The sequence below is a fragment of the Acidithrix sp. C25 genome (assembly GCF_904848545.2).
In genome coordinates, this window is the sequence record NZ_CAJHCI020000003.1 from 643,210 (window position 1) to 661,683 (window position 18,474).

Here is an 18,474-nt window from a genome sequence, read left to right on the forward strand (position 1 = left end):
AGTATATGGATCATAAATTTGTATTGAGATCTTCTATATCTGGATATTACATACATTGGAGCCAGGGTTTTAGGCTTGCTTTTGACGAAATTGGGACGATCTAAATTTTCGTGCCGTAGCCGGAATCATTTTGGCGCTATGGGATTTGGGTATGTTGGCTCTTTTGGGTTAGCGATCGAACATGAATTGGAAATTGAATTGGATACGGAATTGCAAAGAGCATGAGCACTTCGGTGACCACCGATGGATCGAGTCTGAAGCCAATAGATGAGTTGCTTCTTCGCAAGTCTCTCTTTGTGGCATTTTCGATACTATCACAGGCTTCTAAATGTGAAGCAGCATGTCTTGATGGCGATTGCGACCATGATAGCCACGAGGATCTCGATTCTGTTAGCACGACTACTGTACCTAGTACTAATTGCGCAATTGTAGAGTTTGAGGTAATCCTGGGCTCAGCTTCTTTCTTTGAAGAGGAGACACCGGGTGACCCAGATGGTCGTCGCAGCCGTCGTGAACGAAATCGACTCCTAGTCGTTGATGGACTTTTAAATCTCTACTCCAACGGCAACCTTAGGCCAAGCGTATTAGAGATTGGCATAGCATCTGGTGTTTCGGGTCGCTCTATATTTCGCTACTTTAGCGATACCGACGATCTAGTTCGTAGCGCGATTGCTCGAGCGATTTATCGATCCCTGCCTTTGTTAGAAGTTAAGCTGAATGCCGATGCTACATTGAATGATCGCGTTGGAGCACTCATTGATCAACGTATTACGCTATTTAGTGCAATTTCCCCAGTCGCAATGGTCGCCCGATTGAACGCACCTTTTCAACCTATACTTCAAGAAGAAATCTCAAGAAATAGGAGATTTTTAAGACACCAAATTGCAAGGATATTGGGTGATTTTTTACCTTCGAGTGAATCAATGGATTCGAATATGACTCTCTTGGCCATTGACGTCCTCTCCTCATTTGAAGCCTATTGTCTTATGGTCAATGACCAAAACCTGTCGATGGCCCAGATTCGAGATTGTCTTTTCGATGCCATCATGGGAATTATTCGACAGAGTGAATATGCATCAAGAGGATCACATGGCCAAGGTAGTCTAAACCGTAAGGAAGAATAAAAGAAATGCAAAAGCGGGCATCAATTCGCTATGAGGTTTTTATCAAAGCTGACATTGAAACGATTTGGGAGATGATTGGCGATCCTCTTGCGATCTCTCGATGGTTTGTGGGGATTGCCTCTGCAACTCTAGAGGGTACGACACGCGTGATTGTTTTAGGCAGCGGCCTTAGCTTGCCTGAGACCATCGTGACGATTGATCCTGTTGCTCATCGTTTTCAATATCGGATAATAGCTCCGATCGTCAAGGAACATCTATCAACCATAGACGTGATCGAGGTTGATGAAGAGAGATCTCTCGTTATCTATAGCGTTGATGCGGAACCAGCCAACTTTGGCTTGATCATTGGCGGTGCAGCCGGTGCAGCGCTCGAGAATCTTCGCGAAATCTTAGAGGATAAAAATACAAAAGGTGAGGTTTAATTGGCTCGGAAAATTCTTTTTATTACCACCGATCAACAGAGATACGATACCTTAGGGTGCAATGGTGGGACTTTGGCATCGACACCGGTGGTAGATCAACTGGCTAGGACGGGTGTTCGCTTTGAGCGAGCGCACCCTCAATCGGTAGTGTGTATGCCTTCACGTTCAACCATGTTGACTGGCCAGTACCCAAGTACGCACGGTGTTTGGATGAATGGCGTACCTCTTCCAGTTGCGGCTCCATCTGTGGCTAGTGTCTTAAATCAAGTAGGTTATCGAACCGCCCTCATTGGTAAAGCTCACTTTCAACCATTTTTGGATCCATTTCTACGTTTTGAGGAAAATGCGATGAGCCAAGGTTCGGCTTCTCCTCTTTTGGGCTTGTATCGTGGTTTTGAGCATATGGAGTCAGCTGCGCACGGACCAGTTGGCCCATTTCACTATTCGCGTTGGCTTTTGGAAAACCATCCGGAGGTAATCGGTGGATTCTATAGCGTTTTGAATTCGTCCTTCGATGTTAATTCGGAGGGTGATGGCGATACAGGGGCCCCTCAGGTGCATGTTAACCCGGTTCCAAAGGAGTTGTACCATACCGATTGGGTAGCAGACCGCACAATTTCTTGGCTCAACACCTTGGGCAATGACGAGGATTGGTTTTGCTGGATGAGCTTTCCAGACCCGCACCATCCATGGGATCCGCCTCAATCTGAGGTCGCGAGAATAAATTGGAAAGACGTACCCCTGCCTAATGGCTATATCGAGTCCCAGAGTCAGCGTGAGGCGATCCTAGACGATAAGCCTCGACATTGGAGAGCGTGGTACGATGGAACCCTTATCTCGAACTACGAAGCGCCAAGTTCATGGGTCCCAGCCACCTTGACGGCCGACCAGGTCCGCGAGGTTAATGCTCGAAATGCCGTTGAGTGCGAGTTGATCGATGAAGCAATTGGCAGAGTAATCACTTCGTTGATTGAAAAAGGATGCTATGACGATGTGGACATTATCTTCACCACCGATCACGGCGAATTGCAGGGTGATTTCGGACTGCTCTTCAAAGGGCCATATCATGTAGATGGCTTAATGCGATTGCCGTTGATATGGCGACCAGCCCCGTCGGCGGGAATTAGGCCATCAACGGTTACTAAGCCGGTTGGACTATTGGATTTGGCGCCCACTTTTTGTCAAATTGCTGGAGTTTCACCTCAGTCATGGATGGAAGGAAAGGCCCTTCCAATAAGCGACGAGGACGCAACGAATCGGGATTTTTCGTGCGTGCTGACCGAGTGGGATAGTGAACTATTTGGCGTAAATGTTCATTTGCGCACTATTATGGCTGATCAATGGGTATGTACTACCTATCAGCCAGGTACTTCTCATGATGGATCTGAAGGCGAACTATACGATATCGTCCAGGATCCACTCCAGCACCATAACCGTTGGGGTGATCCCTCCTTGACTTCGATTCGTGATGGGCTTGTCGATCGTATTTGGGAGAGCCTTCCTAGGCACCCGGGTAAAAGACGTATCCTCCAAGCTCCGGTTTGATTGCTATGTCGGTGGGGTATTACAATTCAATTTGGTCCGGTGAAGATGGAGGGCCCTCTCGCCTTGGAATAGCGAACCACTCTGGCGACCTTGGTCTCATTGGTGGGCGCAAAAATGTAGAGGTTACTTCGCGTTTTGTACCACTTGCCACGATGGTGGTAACTAGAGACACAGGGGAGATCTACCTTTTGCGCCACGGAAGCGGCGACAACGCTAAGTGCTTTGTAGAAAAGATCGATCCAATATCGCTAGAACCTATAGTCACCTCTTTGGAGCTAGAGGGTGGACCCACATGGCCCGGAAGCATTGCCGTTCATTCAAACGGCTCGATCTATGTTGTTTTTGGCAATCACATCAGTCGCCTAAGTTCAGAATTGGTCCTTCTCGCCTCGAAAGAGCTACCCAGAGTCAAACCGTACAATGGATTGGTAATTCTCGAGGATGGAACTATAGCCACTAAGGATTTTGCCGGCTCTCGTCCGGGTAATGTCCTTGAAAAATCAGAGCAGATGCCGTCGCATTTAGTGGTTCTGGAGCCAGATAGTCTTGAGATGTTGGATGTGATCGAACTCTCAGAGCCATCGATAGCCAGAATAAGTTCAGTCGCTAACGATATCTATGTTGCTGGCGATCGGACCTTGATGCGGGTTCGATTTCGAGGCAAATTGGAGTTGGACTCGGAGTTTTTGCCTTTATATAAGACCACCGAGAGTCAAGGATCAGCTTGGGATGTGGTTGTGGGGGACTCTAGTGCCTGGTTTTTAGATAACGGAGATGATTCCTATCGCTATAACGGCACCCTTATAGGTGTTGGAACTTTGTCAAGTGAGGTCCGATTGTTTCGAGTGGATTTGGTATCGGGCCAAGTTACATCGGGGCGAATTAGTGACCTGTCCAAGGGTGTTGTGGCCAATCCTCCGCTTGTAGATTTTGAACGTCGGATCGCAGTTGGATATGACTCCGGAAATGGCATTGTTACGGCCTTCGACTTTGATGACTTGGGAAATATGACTCAGAGATGGAGCCGTTCCCAAAATCACGGTGGCCATATGGTCTACCTCAGAGACGAGGGGTTGGTGGTAAGCGATGACTATGATCTGGAGCGAAATATCGCACAAATGGTAATTTTGGAGATTGAAAGCGGTGACGAGGTCGTCAGGGTTGACACCGGTAGTCCCGTTCAGTCAGTCCTCTTCCCGGCTGTAGGTTTCAACCACGACCTGTATCTGTGCACTTTTTCTACCATTAGCCGTATCGCATTTTGTGACTAATCTGAGCTCGAGGTGGTCGCTGTCGGCTACCTCGAGAGTTATTTTGTCGGCTCTGCTAAGGCTTGCATAGGTCACTCGTACTTCAAAACCGCTAAGTAACTCTGATGGATTAGTAACTCCGACCAATAGGAGGGGCATTTCGGATTTGACTGTGACTAGGGGTTGAAATTCCCTATTTATGAAGTCGCTTTAGAGGCGATCGGCTTTAAATGGTTCATCAATTGCTAGTTAGATTGTTGCGTTCATGAATAGGCAGATGAGATTATCTTGAACTTCAAATGGTGTATTTGATACATCTAAAGCCAAGCAAGTGTCGGTGAGAGTGGAGAGTATTGATGATGAAAAGATGTTCAACAAAGGCGTGATTATTGCGTGTTTTTGGCACAAACGAGTGTGAAGGTGCCACATGAGCACAAGAATCTTAAGTTGCTAAAGCTAATATTGTCGAGATCAATCGTGAATTAGTAAACATCTCTGAGCTGGAATTATAGTAACCGATTGCCAGAATGTACCATTGAATTTGAATTATAAATATTTATTTTGCTCCAACAAATCTCACCGCTGTTTGATCTGTTACCGTTTCAAGGATCAAACGAGGCGGTGACGGGTGGCTTTGAATTTCGGCCTACAACAAGAACTAGACAAAGAGATCTCTAAGGTGCCTTTGACTACGGGCTTTTCGAAGCCGCTACTGCTAATTGACCAAAATGCCTTTATGGATTCTGGCCTATTGTCCCCAATGCGAGACAGCCACCTGATTTAGAAATCACATTCTGCCCGGACAATTAGATTGGTACCTTTTAGGTCTGCTAAGTCAGACTTTTTCCCAATGGCTAAGTATTTGCAAGGAAGCTCGCAATGCTTACACTTGGAGAAAGTTGTTCGCCACATCGATTTCGCTACATCTATCATTTCTTTGGGTGTTTTATAAGCCGGAAAGACCACAATCTAAGTATCTTTTGTGAGTAATCTGCTAAGAAATTACACCCGAAAAACCGAAAAATCATCTTTTGGGCAGATGCCGAGCCCAAAATAATTAGCTAGCGTTACTCCTAGTGTTCTATGACTACGGAGGTTAGCTTCGAATGTGGTGGTAACCATGGGGATGCTTTATGGCAGAATCAATAAATCAAGGGCTTATCCACGATAGGTGAACTCGCTCTACCAGCCGTATTGACGAACGCTATCAGCATGATAGCTAATAACAAAGAGGGGATGTTTACGGTGGGTATTAAAAGAATAACAGGAAGGATCGCAGTTGGTTTGGGGGCATTGGCGGTTCTATCTAGTGCAGCGACCTTCGTATCGGCACCCCTAGCAGCAAGCGCATCCCAACTTTCTTCGATCCCACTTCCCAAACCGAACTTACTTATAGGCGGAGGCGGAACTACATATTTCAGTGGTCCTGCGACTTACGGTCCAAATAATCTGCACCTTTGCACAGAAACTAACTACGATTTGGCTAGGTTCGGTCCGGTAAGTTTTTGCGCATCGGACGTTCCGTTGGTCAAGCTGCTTGTGGAAGCTGGTGGGGCATGTCTTTTCGCAGGCTTTGGAGTGATAGCGTTGGGTTCCAGCGAGATTCAGACAGCAGGAGTTCAATTCGCTGTGGGCTGTGCATCTGAGACTGGTGCATGGGGTTGGATTATGGCTATTGGATCTCTAGCGAGTCCTGCGCATACGGCGAGACCATGATGGCGAAGGTGAATGTGTTTCGCGTCGGCAAAGAACTTGGATTGTGGATTTTCCTTGTCTTCTTTGGATCTACTGCGTTGGTGCTTATTTTTTACCATGTTGGTCACGGATTTCAGTTAGAGATTCTTCTCGACTTAGTTGTCACGATCGTGACTTACGGCATTCTCTATCACAGAGTCAAAGGTGAACTGCAGGCACTTAAGGCGACTCAAGAAGATGAGATTTAATCTAAAAACCTATAGATACAACGGTCGGAGCTGTGCTTGTCGTCAAGGGAGTGGAGATCCGCAAAATCAATTCCAAGCTGAATGGATTGGGCTCGTAGGTGCTCAACCTGCACATTCAGCTCGATAGATATATGAGAGAGGGTGGACAATGAATTTCAAAGGCGTCCGTAAATTCATGCGGAACGATCCTCATATCCGACGCATAATCCTGGCAATGGTGACCTTCCCGTTTTTTATGCTTCTTTACTTAAACATCCCTATGAAATCGGTCAGAGTTATCGTTTTATGGGGTTTGTACTTGCTGGTGTTTGAAAATGTATTTCGGCCGGTACCTGAGGATTCGCTCCCTAAAGGATATAAAGTGATCTGGCGCAGCAGGCAAGGTAAAGAGGCAGGAATTCCTCTGGGATCCTTGGAACTCTTTGTTTCGCGAATTTTTCACCGCAGCACCACGGGGACCAGGTAAAAGCGAGCTCCTTTTAAAACCAAAGTACCGAGAGTTGCGAGATTCGGGTTGCCTTGTAGTGCTAGATATCGGTACCCTGGTAGATCTGTAATTGTAGATAGTAGTTTTGTGCGACACCTCTACAGTGCGTTATTTTGTGGAGCCGCCCGAGAGACGGGCATTCACCATGGCGCTAAAGCCGATGGGAAAATGGGACCTAAATTATCTAGCTGAGCGAATGCTTATCAGCAACGGCCGCAACGACTTGTCCAAGCTTTCGCAACTAGACCCACAAAAGGCTCTTCGCCAACTTTACTCATTATACAAGTTCCACCATCGTAAATGTAGAATTTCTCACGCTCGAGTGTTGACTAGCCAACGACAAGAATGGATTATTCGCCCGGGTGGTCTCACAGGATCATTGCTACTACCACTCGGCAAATCGGCCGGCCTTAGGGTCGGCCTTCCATCTCTTTGCCCGAAGCCTATATCTAAGTAATCCAGGTACTGTAATGCCGGTCGATCCCTGTGGGTCCACTGCGACTATCTTCCAACGCGTCTCCTTGGCTGTGCCTTGATCACAATCTTGGTTGGCCATGGCTGTTTGGTGGGAGTGGTTTCCATTGAACCTGCACCTCCATTGGGCCAATTACGCGTTGGATCATCACTTCCTCCCTCAGGTAGCACTCTGACGAGCAGGGACTTCAGCTAGCAACGATAGCAAGTAGACCGCCTGGGAGACTCTTAGGAACAAGGTAAAGTTGATTAAGGTTGATTAGCTTTGTGTGGTATCAGCTCCAACTGAAGTACCAACTTTTCGGCATTGGCAGTCAGTCAGTTAGTCAGTCAGTGAGTCGTTGGAGCGTAAATCTATGATGAGGTGTCACATTGTCGCCATGTTTCCTTTGAACGCTAGTGGCGGTATCTTTTCTCCAGAATGATCACAAGAAAAAACCTTTATGGCTGTCTGCTACCTGAAATCATGCTCTTCATATGGTGCCTGGAGATAGGGTTAATTTTTAGATACTTGTCGTAAATCGCGCACTAGCTTTAGCATTCATTTGGTAGCTTTGATCAACTAATAGGCGTTGAGTCGACAGTGAGATTTTACTAAGGAGAAGTTGTGCCTTATCCCGATTTGAATTTAGGTGATCGTAGCCTTACCTATGAACGACTTCGGTCTGATATCGAACAAGGTGAGATAGACACCATTATCGTTGCGTTTACGGATATGCAGGGAAGGTTGGTGGGAAAGAAGCTATCTGCCTCCTTTTTTCTTTCTGAGGTTGTCGCGAACGGAACCGAGGGTTGCTCCTACCTTCTTGCCTGTGACGTCGACATGAATACGGTATCTGGGTATGAGATAAGCTCGTGGGAGAGTGGCTATGGAGACTTGGTGATGACCTGCGACATGTCTACCCTTCGCTATATTCCTTGGCAACAAAATACCGCGATGGTTCAAGCCGATGTGGTGTGGGAAGACGGTTCGATTCTGAGGCAGGCTCCCCGGTCAATTCTAAAGGCGCAACTCAAGCGTCTAGCCGATCGTGGACTTAGGGCACTTGTCGGAACTGAACTGGAGTTCATCGTCTTTGAGAACTCCTACGAAGAGGCTTGGGAGGAAGGTTATCGAAATCTCAAGCCCGCAAATAAGTACAATGTCGACTACTCCCTCTTGGGGGTCTCAAGGATAGATGGTCTGCTTCGCGAGATCCGCCTTGGAATGACCGGTGCGAACATGGAGGTCGAGTCGGTTAAGGGCGAGTGTAATCTAGGCCAGCACGAGATTGCTTTTCGCTATAGTGACGCACTTAGGACTGCGGATAATCACGTTGTCTACAAGTTGGGTGCCAAGGAGATCGCAGCGGCACGTAAGAAGTCGATAACCTTTATGGCCAAGTTCAACGAGCGGGAAGGATCTTCTTGTCATACCCACCTGTCGATACGTGGTCTTGATGACTCGCTAACAATGGTTGATCCTATTGATCCTAAGAAGCTTTCCAACTTTGGAAGCGCCTTCATCGCAGGCCAGTTGGCGCACATGCGAGAGACGACTCTCTTTATGGCCCCCAATATAAATTCCTATAAACGCTTCGTGGAAGGATCCTTCGCGCCGACGGCCATTGCTTGGGGTATCGATAATCGAACATGCTCCATACGTCTTGTCGGACGTGGCCCTGGTCTGAGATATGAGAACCGCCTGCCCGGTGGGGATGCAAACCCCTATCTAGTTATTGCAGCAATGATCGCTAGTGGCCTTGATGGTGTTGACTCGGGCATGACGCTGGAGGAGCCTTATCCTAAGAGTGCCTATGATGGTGATCTTCCCAGAGTCTCAGATACGCTCAGAAGTGCGCTGGATGACTTTTCATCCTCCGCCTTCAATCGCGCCAGCTTTGGCGATGATGTTGTTGACCACTATGCCAATATGGCAAAGGTCGAATTGGATGCTTTTAATCGTTCCGTGACCGACTGGGAACGATTCAGAAGTTTCGAAAGGATGTAGTTGACAAATGTCTAGTTCTCTTTTTGACGTTGTAAATCCGTCAAATGAATCTCAAATCAGCCAGGTTGTTCGAAATACCCCCGAACAAACTTCAAGGGCAATAGAGCGCTCAACTTCGGCGTTCGCTTCTTGGAAGTTGGTGCCACCATCTCAGAGGGCTGCGTTACTGCGCAATTTCTCCGAGACCGTTCGATCCCACGTCAAGGAATTGGCCGATATTGAGGTGGCAAATTCTGGCCACACTATCTCTAATGCAATTTGGGAAGCCAACAATGTAGCTGACGTTCTTGCCTATTATTCAGGGTCCGTAGAGCGCCTTGGAGGTCGTGAGATTCCTGTGGCTCAAGGTATTGACATTACTTTCAAAGAGCCAATTGGCCCTGTGGGGATAATTGTGCCGTGGAACTTTCCCATGCCGATTGCATCATGGGGCTTTGGGCCCGCTCTAGCAGCTGGGTGCACTGTCGTATTGAAGCCAGCAGAGGTGACTCCACTGACTGCTATCCGATTGGGGGAACTCGCCCTTGAAGCTGGCATCCCAGAGGACGTTTTTCAAGTGGTGACCGGCTCTGGGAGCGACGTTGGCGAAACTATGGTTTTAGACCGAGCAATACGTAAGATTGTCTTTACTGGATCGAGCGCAGTTGGAAGTCGCATACAGAGACTGGCGGCCGATCAAATCAAACGCGTCACCTTGGAGTTGGGTGGAAAGAGTGCCAACATTATCTTTGACGATGCTGACCTTGACAAAGCGGCTGCATCTGCCCCTTCTTCGGTATTTGATAATGCTGGTCAAGATTGTTGTGCTCGTTCTCGGCTGTTGGTACAAGAGAGCATATATGACAAGTTTATGGAGCGTTTTGAAGAGGCGGTCAAAGGGGTGAGGGTCGAGGATCCTAGTCTCGAAACATCACAGATGGGTCCGTTGATTACGGCATCACACAGAGAATCTGTGCGTTCATATGTCGATGAGTCGTTAGTTTTGTTCAAGGGTAGTGCTCCTGAGGGGCCGGGGTTTTGGTACCCACCCACTGTTATCGGCGGTATTGATCCGTCGCATCGCCTATTTCGCGAGGAGATCTTCGGTCCGGTGGTAACGGTTACTAAGTTCAAAGATGAGCAAGAGGCGATAGCGCTCGCAAATGATTCAGACTATGGCCTTTCGGGTTCCATCTGGACGTCCAACCTTGGACGTGGCCTTCGAGTTGCTCGGGGTGTACAAAGTGGGAACCTTTCGGTCAACTCGCATTCATCGGTACGTTACTCGACGCCATTTGGGGGATATAAGATGTCGGGGCTTGGCCGTGAGCTTGGACCGGATGCGCCCGATTCGTTCTGTGAAGTTAAAAATGTCTTTATAAGCACTGAGATATAACCCCTTGGCAAAGAGGCACAGGAGTGGTTGGTTGCCGCCCCAAGGCGATAGCAGCAGCTAATTTTTTGGGTCAAATAAGTAGTTTTAGTAACGATTTGGTGGCTCTGGCTAAGTTCAGGCCGCATTGAGAAGGAGATTTTAGGGAATGCGTCGTTTAGAAGATCGAGTCGCAATAATTACTGGCGGTGCCTCTGGGATAGGAAAGGCTACTCTTGAGAGGTTTGTCTCGGAGGGGGCAAAGGTGGTGGTTGCAGATTTTGACATCACTAGCGCACTCAAGGTGGCCTCAGATTTTGGTGCATTGGCGATTGAGACCGATGTAGCTGATCCTGCGAGCGTTGATGCCATGGTCGGGCAAGTTATAGATCGATTTGGTCGAATCGATATAGCCTTTAATAACGCCGGGATCTCTCCTCCCGATGACGATTCAATCCTTGATACCTCAATCGACGCCTATCAGCGTGTGCAAGATGTCAACCTCAAGTCGGTCTTTCTTTGCTGCAAAGCGGTGCTACCTCATATGTTGGCGGCGAAAAAGGGAAGCATTATCAATACCGCATCCTTTGTCGCAACTTTGGGTGCAGCGACGTCGCAGATCTCTTACACAGCTTCTAAGGGTGGAGTTTTGGCGATGACGCGTGAACTCGGGGTTCAATTTGCGAGATCTGGTGTTCGGGTGAATGCAATTAGCCCTGGACCGATCAACACCCCATTACTTCAAGAGCTATTCGCTAAGGATCCTGAGCGAGCTCAACGACGCCTTGTGCATATCCCGATGGGACGCTTTGGAGAGGCGAGCGAAGTCGCCGCTGCCGTCGCCTTCCTGGCTTCGGACGACGCATCCTTTATGACCGCTTCGAACTTTTTGGTGGATGGAGGCCTGACCGGTGCCTATGTGACGCCGCTTTAGATCATATCTCGAGCAATCATCAGCCTCGGGTTCTGTAGCTTCTATTGGATCGTTTTCAATCGAGCCTTGAATATTTTTCATAAGATTTAGGCCATGTCGGCCCTTTGAGTGGTCGTTACGATTTGCAAGGTGAGATGATTTTTTTGATTCAAAGGGCCGCTACCACGAGAACACTTATGTGCTATTTTCGATTTGAGGCTCGCCAAGTTGGTGATGGCAGCCAACTTGGCGATGGTAGCTTTGGGGTAGCACATTGGTCCTTAGATCGATGATGGATTTATGCTTCGTAGGCATCGACGGGAGCGAATCACATCTTCGCTGGCTCGAGAGATAGCGCTAGATTGTTGGATTTTTGGCCCGATATTTTTGGCCCATCAAACAGGACAACTCCGGTGCGGCGGCTTTGGCGTTGGCTGATCATTTGAGGAATGAATTATTTTCAGAACTTAAGCGTTGTAGATAGCACGCATCCGTCTCTTTTGCATTATCTCCTCGTTACTTTGGTGGTATCGAGAGGTCTCGATCATCGAAAAATAGGAATTCTGATAGTTATGTTGTTTTTTAATGTCGCGGTTTCTCTAAATATTTCGGGAGCCGATGCTGCCAAATATCTTCATTCGCAACTATCGGCCGATATCTTGGAACTGGGAGTCGGGGAGACCTCACCAACTCTACTTCTTGAGCCAAATGGCCATCTGGTATCCTTGGCTGAAATCCATAGGATTAGCAAAGATGAATTTGTCCTAATAGTTCCGGCTGCCGCATTGGAGGCAGTGCTAGTGCGATTGCGGATGTTTTTGATTCGAACTAAGGCAACGATCGAAGTAGATAGTTGGCTTAATTTGGTAGTTGATACCGACGACTCATTTTCAGAGAGCGCAATTGCCACCAGCGGATCACTTCCCGGATATTACCAAAAGGCGCGACCATATCGAGGCGAGGAATCGGTTCTCGATGGCGCTATTGACCCGAGCTACATCGGCCTTTGTGCGATCTCGAATTGGCCGGTTTCCATCAGAGATATAGCTTTAGGGGCACTTCCTAATTCAATTGGTGAGCTTGGTCGCTATGCCTCATTTACTAAAGGTTGCTATACGGGCCAAGAGTTAGTTGAGAGGGTGGATTCGAGAGGGGCGAAGGCGCCATCGTTGGTAATGGCCTTTGCAGGGACTGGATTTAGTGATGAACTTGGTGCGGAGGTATTTCAGAACTCTAAAGGCGTAGGCTTTGTTACCTCAATAGCGGCGGTTTCCCACGATCTTTTAGAGTTGGCTAAATTGAATCCCAAGATCGTTCTAGATGATCTCTCTAGCTATGAGACCGTCGGCTTTATGAGGGTCACTAGAGCTTTTGTGACAGATAATCTAACCTTCCTGGGCGAAACGGCCAAGGAAGTCAAAGTAGCTGCGATCTTTTGAACTAGCGCTTCCATCGAGTCTTTGTTGTTGAAATTAGAGGTCCAGATTTAAATCTGATCGATCAAAGGCAACCGTCATAGCCGTTCCGGAGCTATTTTCTACAAAGGGAGATTTATAAGAGATCCTACCGTTCATGTTTTGTGCCAGTCGCGATGCAATCAGAAGGCCAAAGCCCGAGCCAACCTCTCTTGCTTTAGTATCTCCAGCTTGGTAAGGGCGTTTGAAAATTGCCTCTTTGGCGGTTTCTGAAATTCCTGGACCATCGTCTGCGATAGTGATTCTTATCTCGTTGTCTTGTATCGAACATGTAAGTGCTATGCGCGTGGCTGCAAACTTGTAGGCGTTATCACCGATGTTGGTCAGAATTTGAATCAATCGATCTGGATCGCCTTGGATCTCAAGATCGGATGAAGTTGAAAAGGGAAGGTATTTAAAGTCGATCTGACTTCGCCTTGCTTTGTCCCCAAGAACCCTTGCTACCTGGTCGGCAATCATCTTGGGGTCAATCTTTTGAATGGAGAGTGAGAAGGTGTTGGCCTGGAGCTTTGCTAGATCTAGTAGATCTCCTACGAGGCGGCTTAGGCGGTTTGCCTGGTTTAGAATCGTCTTGGCACCGTCGTTGGGCTCTACCGCACTATCTATAATCCCTTCTGCGTAACCTTTGATCGATGTCAGAGGCGTTCTAAGATCATGTGAAATCGCAAGGAGAAATTGACTTTGAGCATCCTTTGATTCCGCTAGATCTTGCGCCATCGTATTGATCGACTCGATCAGAAGGTCAAGTTCTTTAAATCTCTGCGGGTCATCTGGAATGCGAGCCTCAAAGTCTCCTTTGGCGATTTTGGAGGTTGTGGCGATTACTCCAAGTATTGGTTTTGTCAATCTGAAGGTCAGCGCCTCAGCTGCAACTATTGCGATAAGGATGGCAGTCAGCATGGTGATCGCTAGGAAGATGATTGCGGTATGAATTGGCGGAATCGCACGGGTGATAACTAAGAGGTTTAACCTAGATTGTGGCGAGCCGACACCGGTATGAATTGGTAGTGCCGCGTATGCAAAGTTTCTAAAGACTCCACTTTGGCCATAGCCTCCAAGGATTTTTGTTGGCGAAAATATCGAGGCGATCAGTGGCCGCGGTAGGTTGAAGAGGGGCATCCCGGTGGTTTGGTTGATTGGAATTAATTTGGCGCCGTCCAAAGCGGCTGCGATCCGGATCAACCTTAGGATTTGAGCATTTGCAATATTTGCTTGGTTGGCGATCGTCTCAACCTCTTTGCTTAGTTGAACGACCGCTCCATGCTGGACTTGGGCCCTTAGGATTAGGACAACTCCGGTTCCCGCAACGATGAGAGCCACTAGTACTACCAATGATATAGTTAGTGCTAGTCGATGTCGCATTTTCTAGGTGACCTTTCATCTTATTGATCTTCGTAAATATCTTTGTTCGTTGCGAGCTACAGTCCTTAGTGGTGATCTTGATTCACTCGAGCCTGTATCCAACTCCCCATAGGGTCACTAAATTCAACTCGTCTTTGAATTTTTTGCGCAACTGTCGAATATGAACGTCGATCGTGCGCTCATCTCCAAACCACTCGACACCCCAAACTGCCTCGAGAATCTGATCTCGATTCAGGGCAATCTTGCGATTCAGTACCAAGTATCGCAGGAGCTCAAATTCCTTAGTGGTAAGAGCAACCTCAATGCCGCTACATGTAACACGGTGTGCGAAGGTGTCAATTTTGATATTTCCAGCCTCCATCTGTGGTGTGGGTGCTGGCGTGGAGGTATCGGTTCGCCGCAGTATCGCCTTTATGCGTGCGATTACTTCCCGAGGTGAAAACGGTTTGGCGACATAGTCGTCTGCTCCTAGCTCAAGTCCTAAAATTCGGTCGATCTCGCCATCTCGAGCCGTGACCACCATTATTGGCACCTGGGATTTACCTCTAATCTCCTTGAGCAATTCAAGGCCATCTACTCCACCTGGTAGACCAAGATCCAATAAGATCAGCGATGGGCTTGCGGTTTCGATTAGTTGGCGAGCGGAATGGGCGTCACCGGCTATTAGGGCTCGGTAGCCTTCTTTTCGAAGATAGCTGTTTAAAAGGTCAGCGATATCGGGATCGTCTTCGATGATTGCAATCGTTAGCACATTTTGGCTATTTGTCAATTGGTTCCGCCTTGATGGTCTTGCCTGTCACTTAAACTAGATGGAGATGTTTAGGAAAATATGATCAATGAGGTTCATCAGTGACTTTTAGGATATCTGATGAGCTTTTTGGATCGTGACTTCCTTTAGGGCGTTTATATAATTGGAATTTAAGAGTCGCTAGATCGGTGCTTTTGATTTGGAGTTAATTGTAGTCAAATAGATACAAATCAATAGTCGTACCTTAAATAGCTCTATTTCAGTTATTAGTTTTTTGCCTTTGCCCACATAAGCGGAATCCTGGATAAATCCTCCACGACCCTTATGTGTCTCTCGTCTAAAGTATTTTTCGCTCAAAATCAAAGAGTTCAAATGATTCGGGTACGCCAACCTAATGGGCCACCTTCTAGGCTTTTAGCGATTTATAGACAACGCAAGGCTTTTCAGTTTGGCAGTCGCGCCCCTTGTAGGATCTATTCGAATTGCCACATCTTTCGATTTCGAGACGATTCTCATAAAATGTAAGGATGCATACCTCTCTAGAGATTGATCCATGGAATTGATAGATGGGCAGAATACAGCCAATCCTCGCATTTGGCTCTTCTTGGGAGGTTTAGTGCTTTGGTCTGGCTAGCCTTGGGTGCAACCCATTTTGGAAATTAAAGTTTTAAAGACAAAGGTAGATCTGATCGTAAGTGGGCGTTGAAGGCACATACTTAGAAAAGATAATGCAATGGCATCGAGATCGATCAAAGGCTGATCGTCGTGATCGAAGAGATCTCCGTGATCAAGCTTTGGAAATAAAGGCTCCACCGTCTCTGGCGGGTGCCCTCCGGCAAGATCTGGGTGTATCTGTAATTGCAGAGTGTAAGAGGCGATCGCCCTCACGGGGGGAACTAAATGAAATCAGAGATCCACTAGCTCTTGCGACCATGTATAGCCAAGGCGGAGCTAGGGCAATTTCAGTTCTAACCGATCGTGAGTTCTTCAGTGGTTCTTTGGATGACCTAGATGTCGTAGCTTCTTCATTGCCGATTGCTATATTGCGCAAGGACTTTACTGTAGATGAAAGAGATATCTACGATGCGAAGATTCACGGTGCCAGCGCAGTTCTTTTGATCGTCGCTGGTTTAGAGGCCAATGAGCTTAGAGACCTACATTCTTGTGCTCTCGAAGTTGGGTTGGATGTTTTAGTAGAGACGCACGATGAGGCCGAGATTGAGATAGCACTGGCCATCGGGGCCCAAATTATCGGAATAAATCAGCGTAATTTGAGAGATTTTTCGATCGACACCTATCTTGCAAGTCGTCTTGCTCCACTAATTGGATCGTCGGCTATCAAGGTGGCTGAATCTGGCGTCTCCACACCGATGCAGATGAGCGAGCTTTTGGCGGCCGGTTTTGATGCAGCTTTAATTGGTGAATCACTTGTTCGCTCGGGGTCTCCTAGGAATAGCACTGCCGAATTTGTTTTAAGTGGCCAACCAAGTTAGGGCGTTGTCGGAAATGTTTATCAAGATATGTGGTATCACAAATGAGGAAGATGCCCTTTTGGCGGTTGCGCTTGGAGCCGATGCCCTTGGCTTTATCTTTGCACCCTCTCCCCGGATGGTCTCTGTCAATGTTGCGCGCGATATTATCAAACGCTTGCCAAGTGAAATTTTGACTATCGGTGTATTTGTAAACGAGGATCCAGATGAGTTGGTCAGAATAGTTCATTCGGTTGGGCTGGGCGGTGCTCAACTGCATGGAAACGAGAGTGTCGAGACCGTGTTATCGCTGCGATTGAGGCTCAACTACCTCATCAAGGCGCTTCCGGCAGATGGAATGTCGATTAGATCTTTTTTTCGCTATCCAGTAGATGCACTTTTAGTCGATAGTGCACAGCCTGGATCAGGAAAGGCCTTTGATTGGTCGATCATTGAGGCAGAACACATGCCCAAAAGGATTATTTTGGCAGGTGGACTAAATAGCGAAAATGTTCGAGAGGCTATTACCACGGTTAGACCATATGGGGTTGACGTCTCAAGTGGGGTAGAGTCCGCTCCTGGAAAGAAAGACCCCGTTGCGCTTCGCGCTTTTATTTCAAATGCGAAGTCTGCATTTGTGACTCTAGATAGGGACCCGCTTGGCGATAGCATAAGTGCTACTTCAAGTTCGCCGATCTTCAATTGGGAGGAACACCTTTGACAAATCTTAGCCAGGATCCAAAAGCAATTAGTGGAGATTTTGATGGCCGCTTCGGGGACTTTGGCGGTCGATATATCCCTGAGTCTTTAAACCATGCAGTCGTGGAACTCGAGCGGACATTTAATGAGGCATGGGCTGATCCAGAGTTTATGGCCACATACCTGTCGATTCTCAATAGTTACGGTGGGCGACCATCTCCGGTCACAAAGTGTAACAACCTTTCACGCTCTCTTGGAATAGAACTTTATTTGAAGAGGGAAGACCTAAATCACACGGGTAGCCACAAGATAAATAATGTGATCGGTCAAGCCCTTTTGACCAAGCGTATGGGTAAGACCAGAATTATTGCAGAGACTGGGGCCGGCCAACACGGCGTTGCTACCGCCACAGCAGCGGCGCTACTTGGCCTTAAATGCACCGTTTATATGGGCGAATTAGATACCGAACGTCAAGCGCTCAATGTGTTTAGGATGAAGTTGTTGGGCTCGGAGGTCGTTGCTGTCACTTCGGGATCTAGGACGCTGAAGGATGCGATTAATGAGGCAATGCGCGAATGGGTTGCATGTGTAGAAGATACCCACTATTGCATTGGTTCAGTTATGGGGCCGCATCCATATCCCTATATGGTAAGACAGTTCCAAAAGATTATAGGCGAAGAGGCTCGACCGCAGATCAATGCGCTAATTGGCAATGATCCAGATTTTGTAATAGCGTGCGTTGGGGGAGGCTCCAACGCAGCAGGCACCTTCCACGCCTTTGTTGAATCTCGGTCGGCTCTTATAGGTGTTGAACCAGCTGGTGGAGCTGCAGTGGGCCGTGGTGTGCCGGGTGTTATCCATGGAATGCGTTCCCAGTTCTTACAAGATGAATTTGGTCAGCTACAGGAGGCTCATTCAGTTTCGGCGGGTTTGGACTATCCCGGTGTAGGCCCCGAGCACTCCTATTTGAGTGCTATTGGACGCGCACAATATGAGAGTGTGAATGATGAAGAGGTCCTAAGTGCCTTTCAGCTACTTGCACGTTCCGAGGGAATTATTCCGGCATTAGAACCAGCTCATGGCCTGGCCTATATCGTCAGAGAGGCTGGTAAGGCGATTCCATTTGGCTCCAGTGTGCTTTTGACGATGTCTGGTCGAGGCGATAAAGATGCTGAGACCGTTGCACATATGCTTGGTTATTTTCAATAGATTTGGGTGAGAT

The 18,474-nt window shown here is 47.7% G+C and carries 17 protein-coding genes; 14 read left to right on the forward strand and 3 right to left on the reverse strand.

Annotated elements, in window-relative coordinates:
• Positions 1-221: 221 nt before the first annotated feature.
• The 7 genes from ACIDITHRIX25_RS000000101880 to ACIDITHRIX25_RS000000101910 all read left to right on the forward strand — a co-directional run bounded on the left by ACIDITHRIX25_RS000000101880 (position 222) and on the right by ACIDITHRIX25_RS000000101910 (position 6,284).
• Entirely contained in the window at positions 222-1,124 is a 903-nt protein-coding gene (locus ACIDITHRIX25_RS000000101880) for a TetR/AcrR family transcriptional regulator (RefSeq protein ID WP_201732056.1), read from the forward strand.
• 5 nt (positions 1,125-1,129) lie between these two features.
• Positions 1,130-1,546, forward strand: a complete 417-nt coding sequence (locus ACIDITHRIX25_RS000000101885) for an SRPBCC family protein (RefSeq protein ID WP_052606500.1) — start codon at positions 1,130-1,132, stop codon at positions 1,544-1,546.
• The gene (locus ACIDITHRIX25_RS000000101890) at positions 1,547-3,091 is read left to right on the forward strand and encodes a sulfatase family protein (protein ID WP_201732057.1); all 1,545 of its coding nucleotides are present in this window, start codon (positions 1,547-1,549) and stop codon (positions 3,089-3,091) included. It abuts the gene before it with no gap.
• Between the two features lie 5 nt (positions 3,092-3,096).
• A complete protein-coding gene (locus ACIDITHRIX25_RS000000101895; protein WP_201732058.1) occupies positions 3,097-4,362 on the forward strand; it encodes a hypothetical protein in 1,266 nt (421 codons plus the stop codon).
• A 607-nt stretch (positions 4,363-4,969) separates the two neighbouring features.
• Positions 4,970-5,125, forward strand: a complete 156-nt coding sequence (locus ACIDITHRIX25_RS000000101900; protein WP_160291811.1) for a hypothetical protein — start codon at positions 4,970-4,972, stop codon at positions 5,123-5,125.
• 461 nt (positions 5,126-5,586) lie between these two features.
• On the forward strand, positions 5,587-6,057 hold the full coding sequence (locus ACIDITHRIX25_RS000000101905) for a hypothetical protein (protein ID WP_201732059.1): 471 nt from the start codon (positions 5,587-5,589) through the stop codon (positions 6,055-6,057).
• Positions 6,054-6,284 (forward strand): hypothetical protein, encoded by a 231-nt coding sequence (locus tag ACIDITHRIX25_RS000000101910; protein WP_052605691.1) that lies wholly within the window; start codon positions 6,054-6,056, stop codon positions 6,282-6,284. Before ACIDITHRIX25_RS000000101905 ends, ACIDITHRIX25_RS000000101910 begins: the two co-directional genes overlap by 4 nt.
• A gap of 872 nt (positions 6,285-7,156) precedes the next feature.
• On the opposite strand, the gene ACIDITHRIX25_RS000000101915 is transcribed toward ACIDITHRIX25_RS000000101910, so the two are convergent.
• Positions 7,157-7,327, reverse strand: coding sequence for a hypothetical protein (locus tag ACIDITHRIX25_RS000000101915; protein ID WP_160291812.1), 171 nt, complete (start codon positions 7,325-7,327; stop codon positions 7,157-7,159).
• Between the two features lie 525 nt (positions 7,328-7,852).
• Here ACIDITHRIX25_RS000000101915 and ACIDITHRIX25_RS000000101920 point away from each other — a divergent pair.
• The 4 genes from ACIDITHRIX25_RS000000101920 to ACIDITHRIX25_RS000000101935 all read left to right on the forward strand — a co-directional run bounded on the left by ACIDITHRIX25_RS000000101920 (position 7,853) and on the right by ACIDITHRIX25_RS000000101935 (position 12,938).
• Entirely contained in the window at positions 7,853-9,235 is a 1,383-nt protein-coding gene (locus ACIDITHRIX25_RS000000101920) for a glutamine synthetase family protein (RefSeq protein WP_283770448.1), read from the forward strand.
• A 7-nt stretch (positions 9,236-9,242) separates the two neighbouring features.
• On the forward strand, positions 9,243-10,610 hold the full coding sequence (locus ACIDITHRIX25_RS000000101925) for an aldehyde dehydrogenase family protein (protein WP_052605694.1): 1,368 nt from the start codon (positions 9,243-9,245) through the stop codon (positions 10,608-10,610).
• 145 nt (positions 10,611-10,755) lie between these two features.
• On the forward strand, positions 10,756-11,520 hold the full coding sequence (locus ACIDITHRIX25_RS000000101930) for a 3-oxoacyl-ACP reductase (RefSeq protein WP_052605695.1): 765 nt from the start codon (positions 10,756-10,758) through the stop codon (positions 11,518-11,520).
• Positions 11,521-12,071: 551 nt separating this feature from the next.
• Entirely contained in the window at positions 12,072-12,938 is an 867-nt protein-coding gene (locus ACIDITHRIX25_RS000000101935; protein ID WP_201732061.1) for a YgfZ/GcvT domain-containing protein, read from the forward strand.
• Between the two features lie 33 nt (positions 12,939-12,971).
• Here ACIDITHRIX25_RS000000101935 and ACIDITHRIX25_RS000000101940 read toward each other — a convergent pair whose 3' ends face one another.
• Positions 12,972-14,336 (reverse strand): HAMP domain-containing sensor histidine kinase, encoded by a 1,365-nt coding sequence (locus ACIDITHRIX25_RS000000101940; protein ID WP_052605697.1) that lies wholly within the window; start codon positions 14,334-14,336, stop codon positions 12,972-12,974.
• An 82-nt stretch (positions 14,337-14,418) separates the two neighbouring features.
• Complete coding sequence (locus ACIDITHRIX25_RS000000101945) at positions 14,419-15,105, reverse strand: response regulator transcription factor (RefSeq protein ID WP_200891254.1); 687 nt, start codon at positions 15,103-15,105, stop codon at positions 14,419-14,421.
• A gap of 674 nt (positions 15,106-15,779) precedes the next feature.
• Between ACIDITHRIX25_RS000000101945 and trpC the strand changes: the two genes are divergently transcribed.
• From trpC to trpB, 3 genes are read left to right on the forward strand one after another with little or no spacing between them, the layout of a single operon-like run.
• Positions 15,780-16,577 carry an indole-3-glycerol phosphate synthase TrpC gene (gene trpC / locus ACIDITHRIX25_RS000000101950; RefSeq protein ID WP_052605699.1) on the forward strand — a complete coding sequence of 266 codons (798 nt, stop codon included), beginning with the start codon at positions 15,780-15,782 and terminating at the stop codon, positions 16,575-16,577.
• A gap of 13 nt (positions 16,578-16,590) precedes the next feature.
• Positions 16,591-17,274 (forward strand): phosphoribosylanthranilate isomerase, encoded by a 684-nt coding sequence (locus ACIDITHRIX25_RS000000101955; RefSeq protein ID WP_082058645.1) that lies wholly within the window; start codon positions 16,591-16,593, stop codon positions 17,272-17,274.
• Positions 17,271-18,461 (forward strand): tryptophan synthase subunit beta, encoded by a 1,191-nt coding sequence (gene trpB / locus ACIDITHRIX25_RS000000101960; RefSeq protein WP_052605700.1) that lies wholly within the window; start codon positions 17,271-17,273, stop codon positions 18,459-18,461. The genes ACIDITHRIX25_RS000000101955 and trpB overlap by 4 nt, the downstream gene beginning before the upstream one ends.
• Positions 18,462-18,474 lie beyond the last annotated feature (13 nt).

Coding starts and splice junctions, on each gene's coding strand:
- ACIDITHRIX25_RS000000101910 (WP_052605691.1), top strand. CDS start 6,054: ATGATGGCGAAGGTGAATGTGTTTCGCGTCGGCAAAGAACTTGGATTG.
- ACIDITHRIX25_RS000000101925 (WP_052605694.1), top strand. CDS start 9,243: ATGTCTAGTTCTCTTTTTGACGTTGTAAATCCGTCAAATGAATCTCAA.
- ACIDITHRIX25_RS000000101895 (WP_201732058.1), top strand. CDS start 3,097: ATGTCGGTGGGGTATTACAATTCAATTTGGTCCGGTGAAGATGGAGGG.
- ACIDITHRIX25_RS000000101880 (WP_201732056.1), top strand. CDS start 222: ATGAGCACTTCGGTGACCACCGATGGATCGAGTCTGAAGCCAATAGAT.
- ACIDITHRIX25_RS000000101885 (WP_052606500.1), top strand. CDS start 1,130: ATGCAAAAGCGGGCATCAATTCGCTATGAGGTTTTTATCAAAGCTGAC.
- ACIDITHRIX25_RS000000101955 (WP_082058645.1), top strand. CDS start 16,591: ATGTTTATCAAGATATGTGGTATCACAAATGAGGAAGATGCCCTTTTG.
- ACIDITHRIX25_RS000000101930 (WP_052605695.1), top strand. CDS start 10,756: ATGCGTCGTTTAGAAGATCGAGTCGCAATAATTACTGGCGGTGCCTCT.
- ACIDITHRIX25_RS000000101915 (WP_160291812.1), bottom strand. CDS start 7,327: ATGGCCAACCAAGATTGTGATCAAGGCACAGCCAAGGAGACGCGTTGG.
- ACIDITHRIX25_RS000000101935 (WP_201732061.1), top strand. CDS start 12,072: ATGTTGTTTTTTAATGTCGCGGTTTCTCTAAATATTTCGGGAGCCGAT.
- ACIDITHRIX25_RS000000101940 (WP_052605697.1), bottom strand. CDS start 14,336: ATGCGACATCGACTAGCACTAACTATATCATTGGTAGTACTAGTGGCT.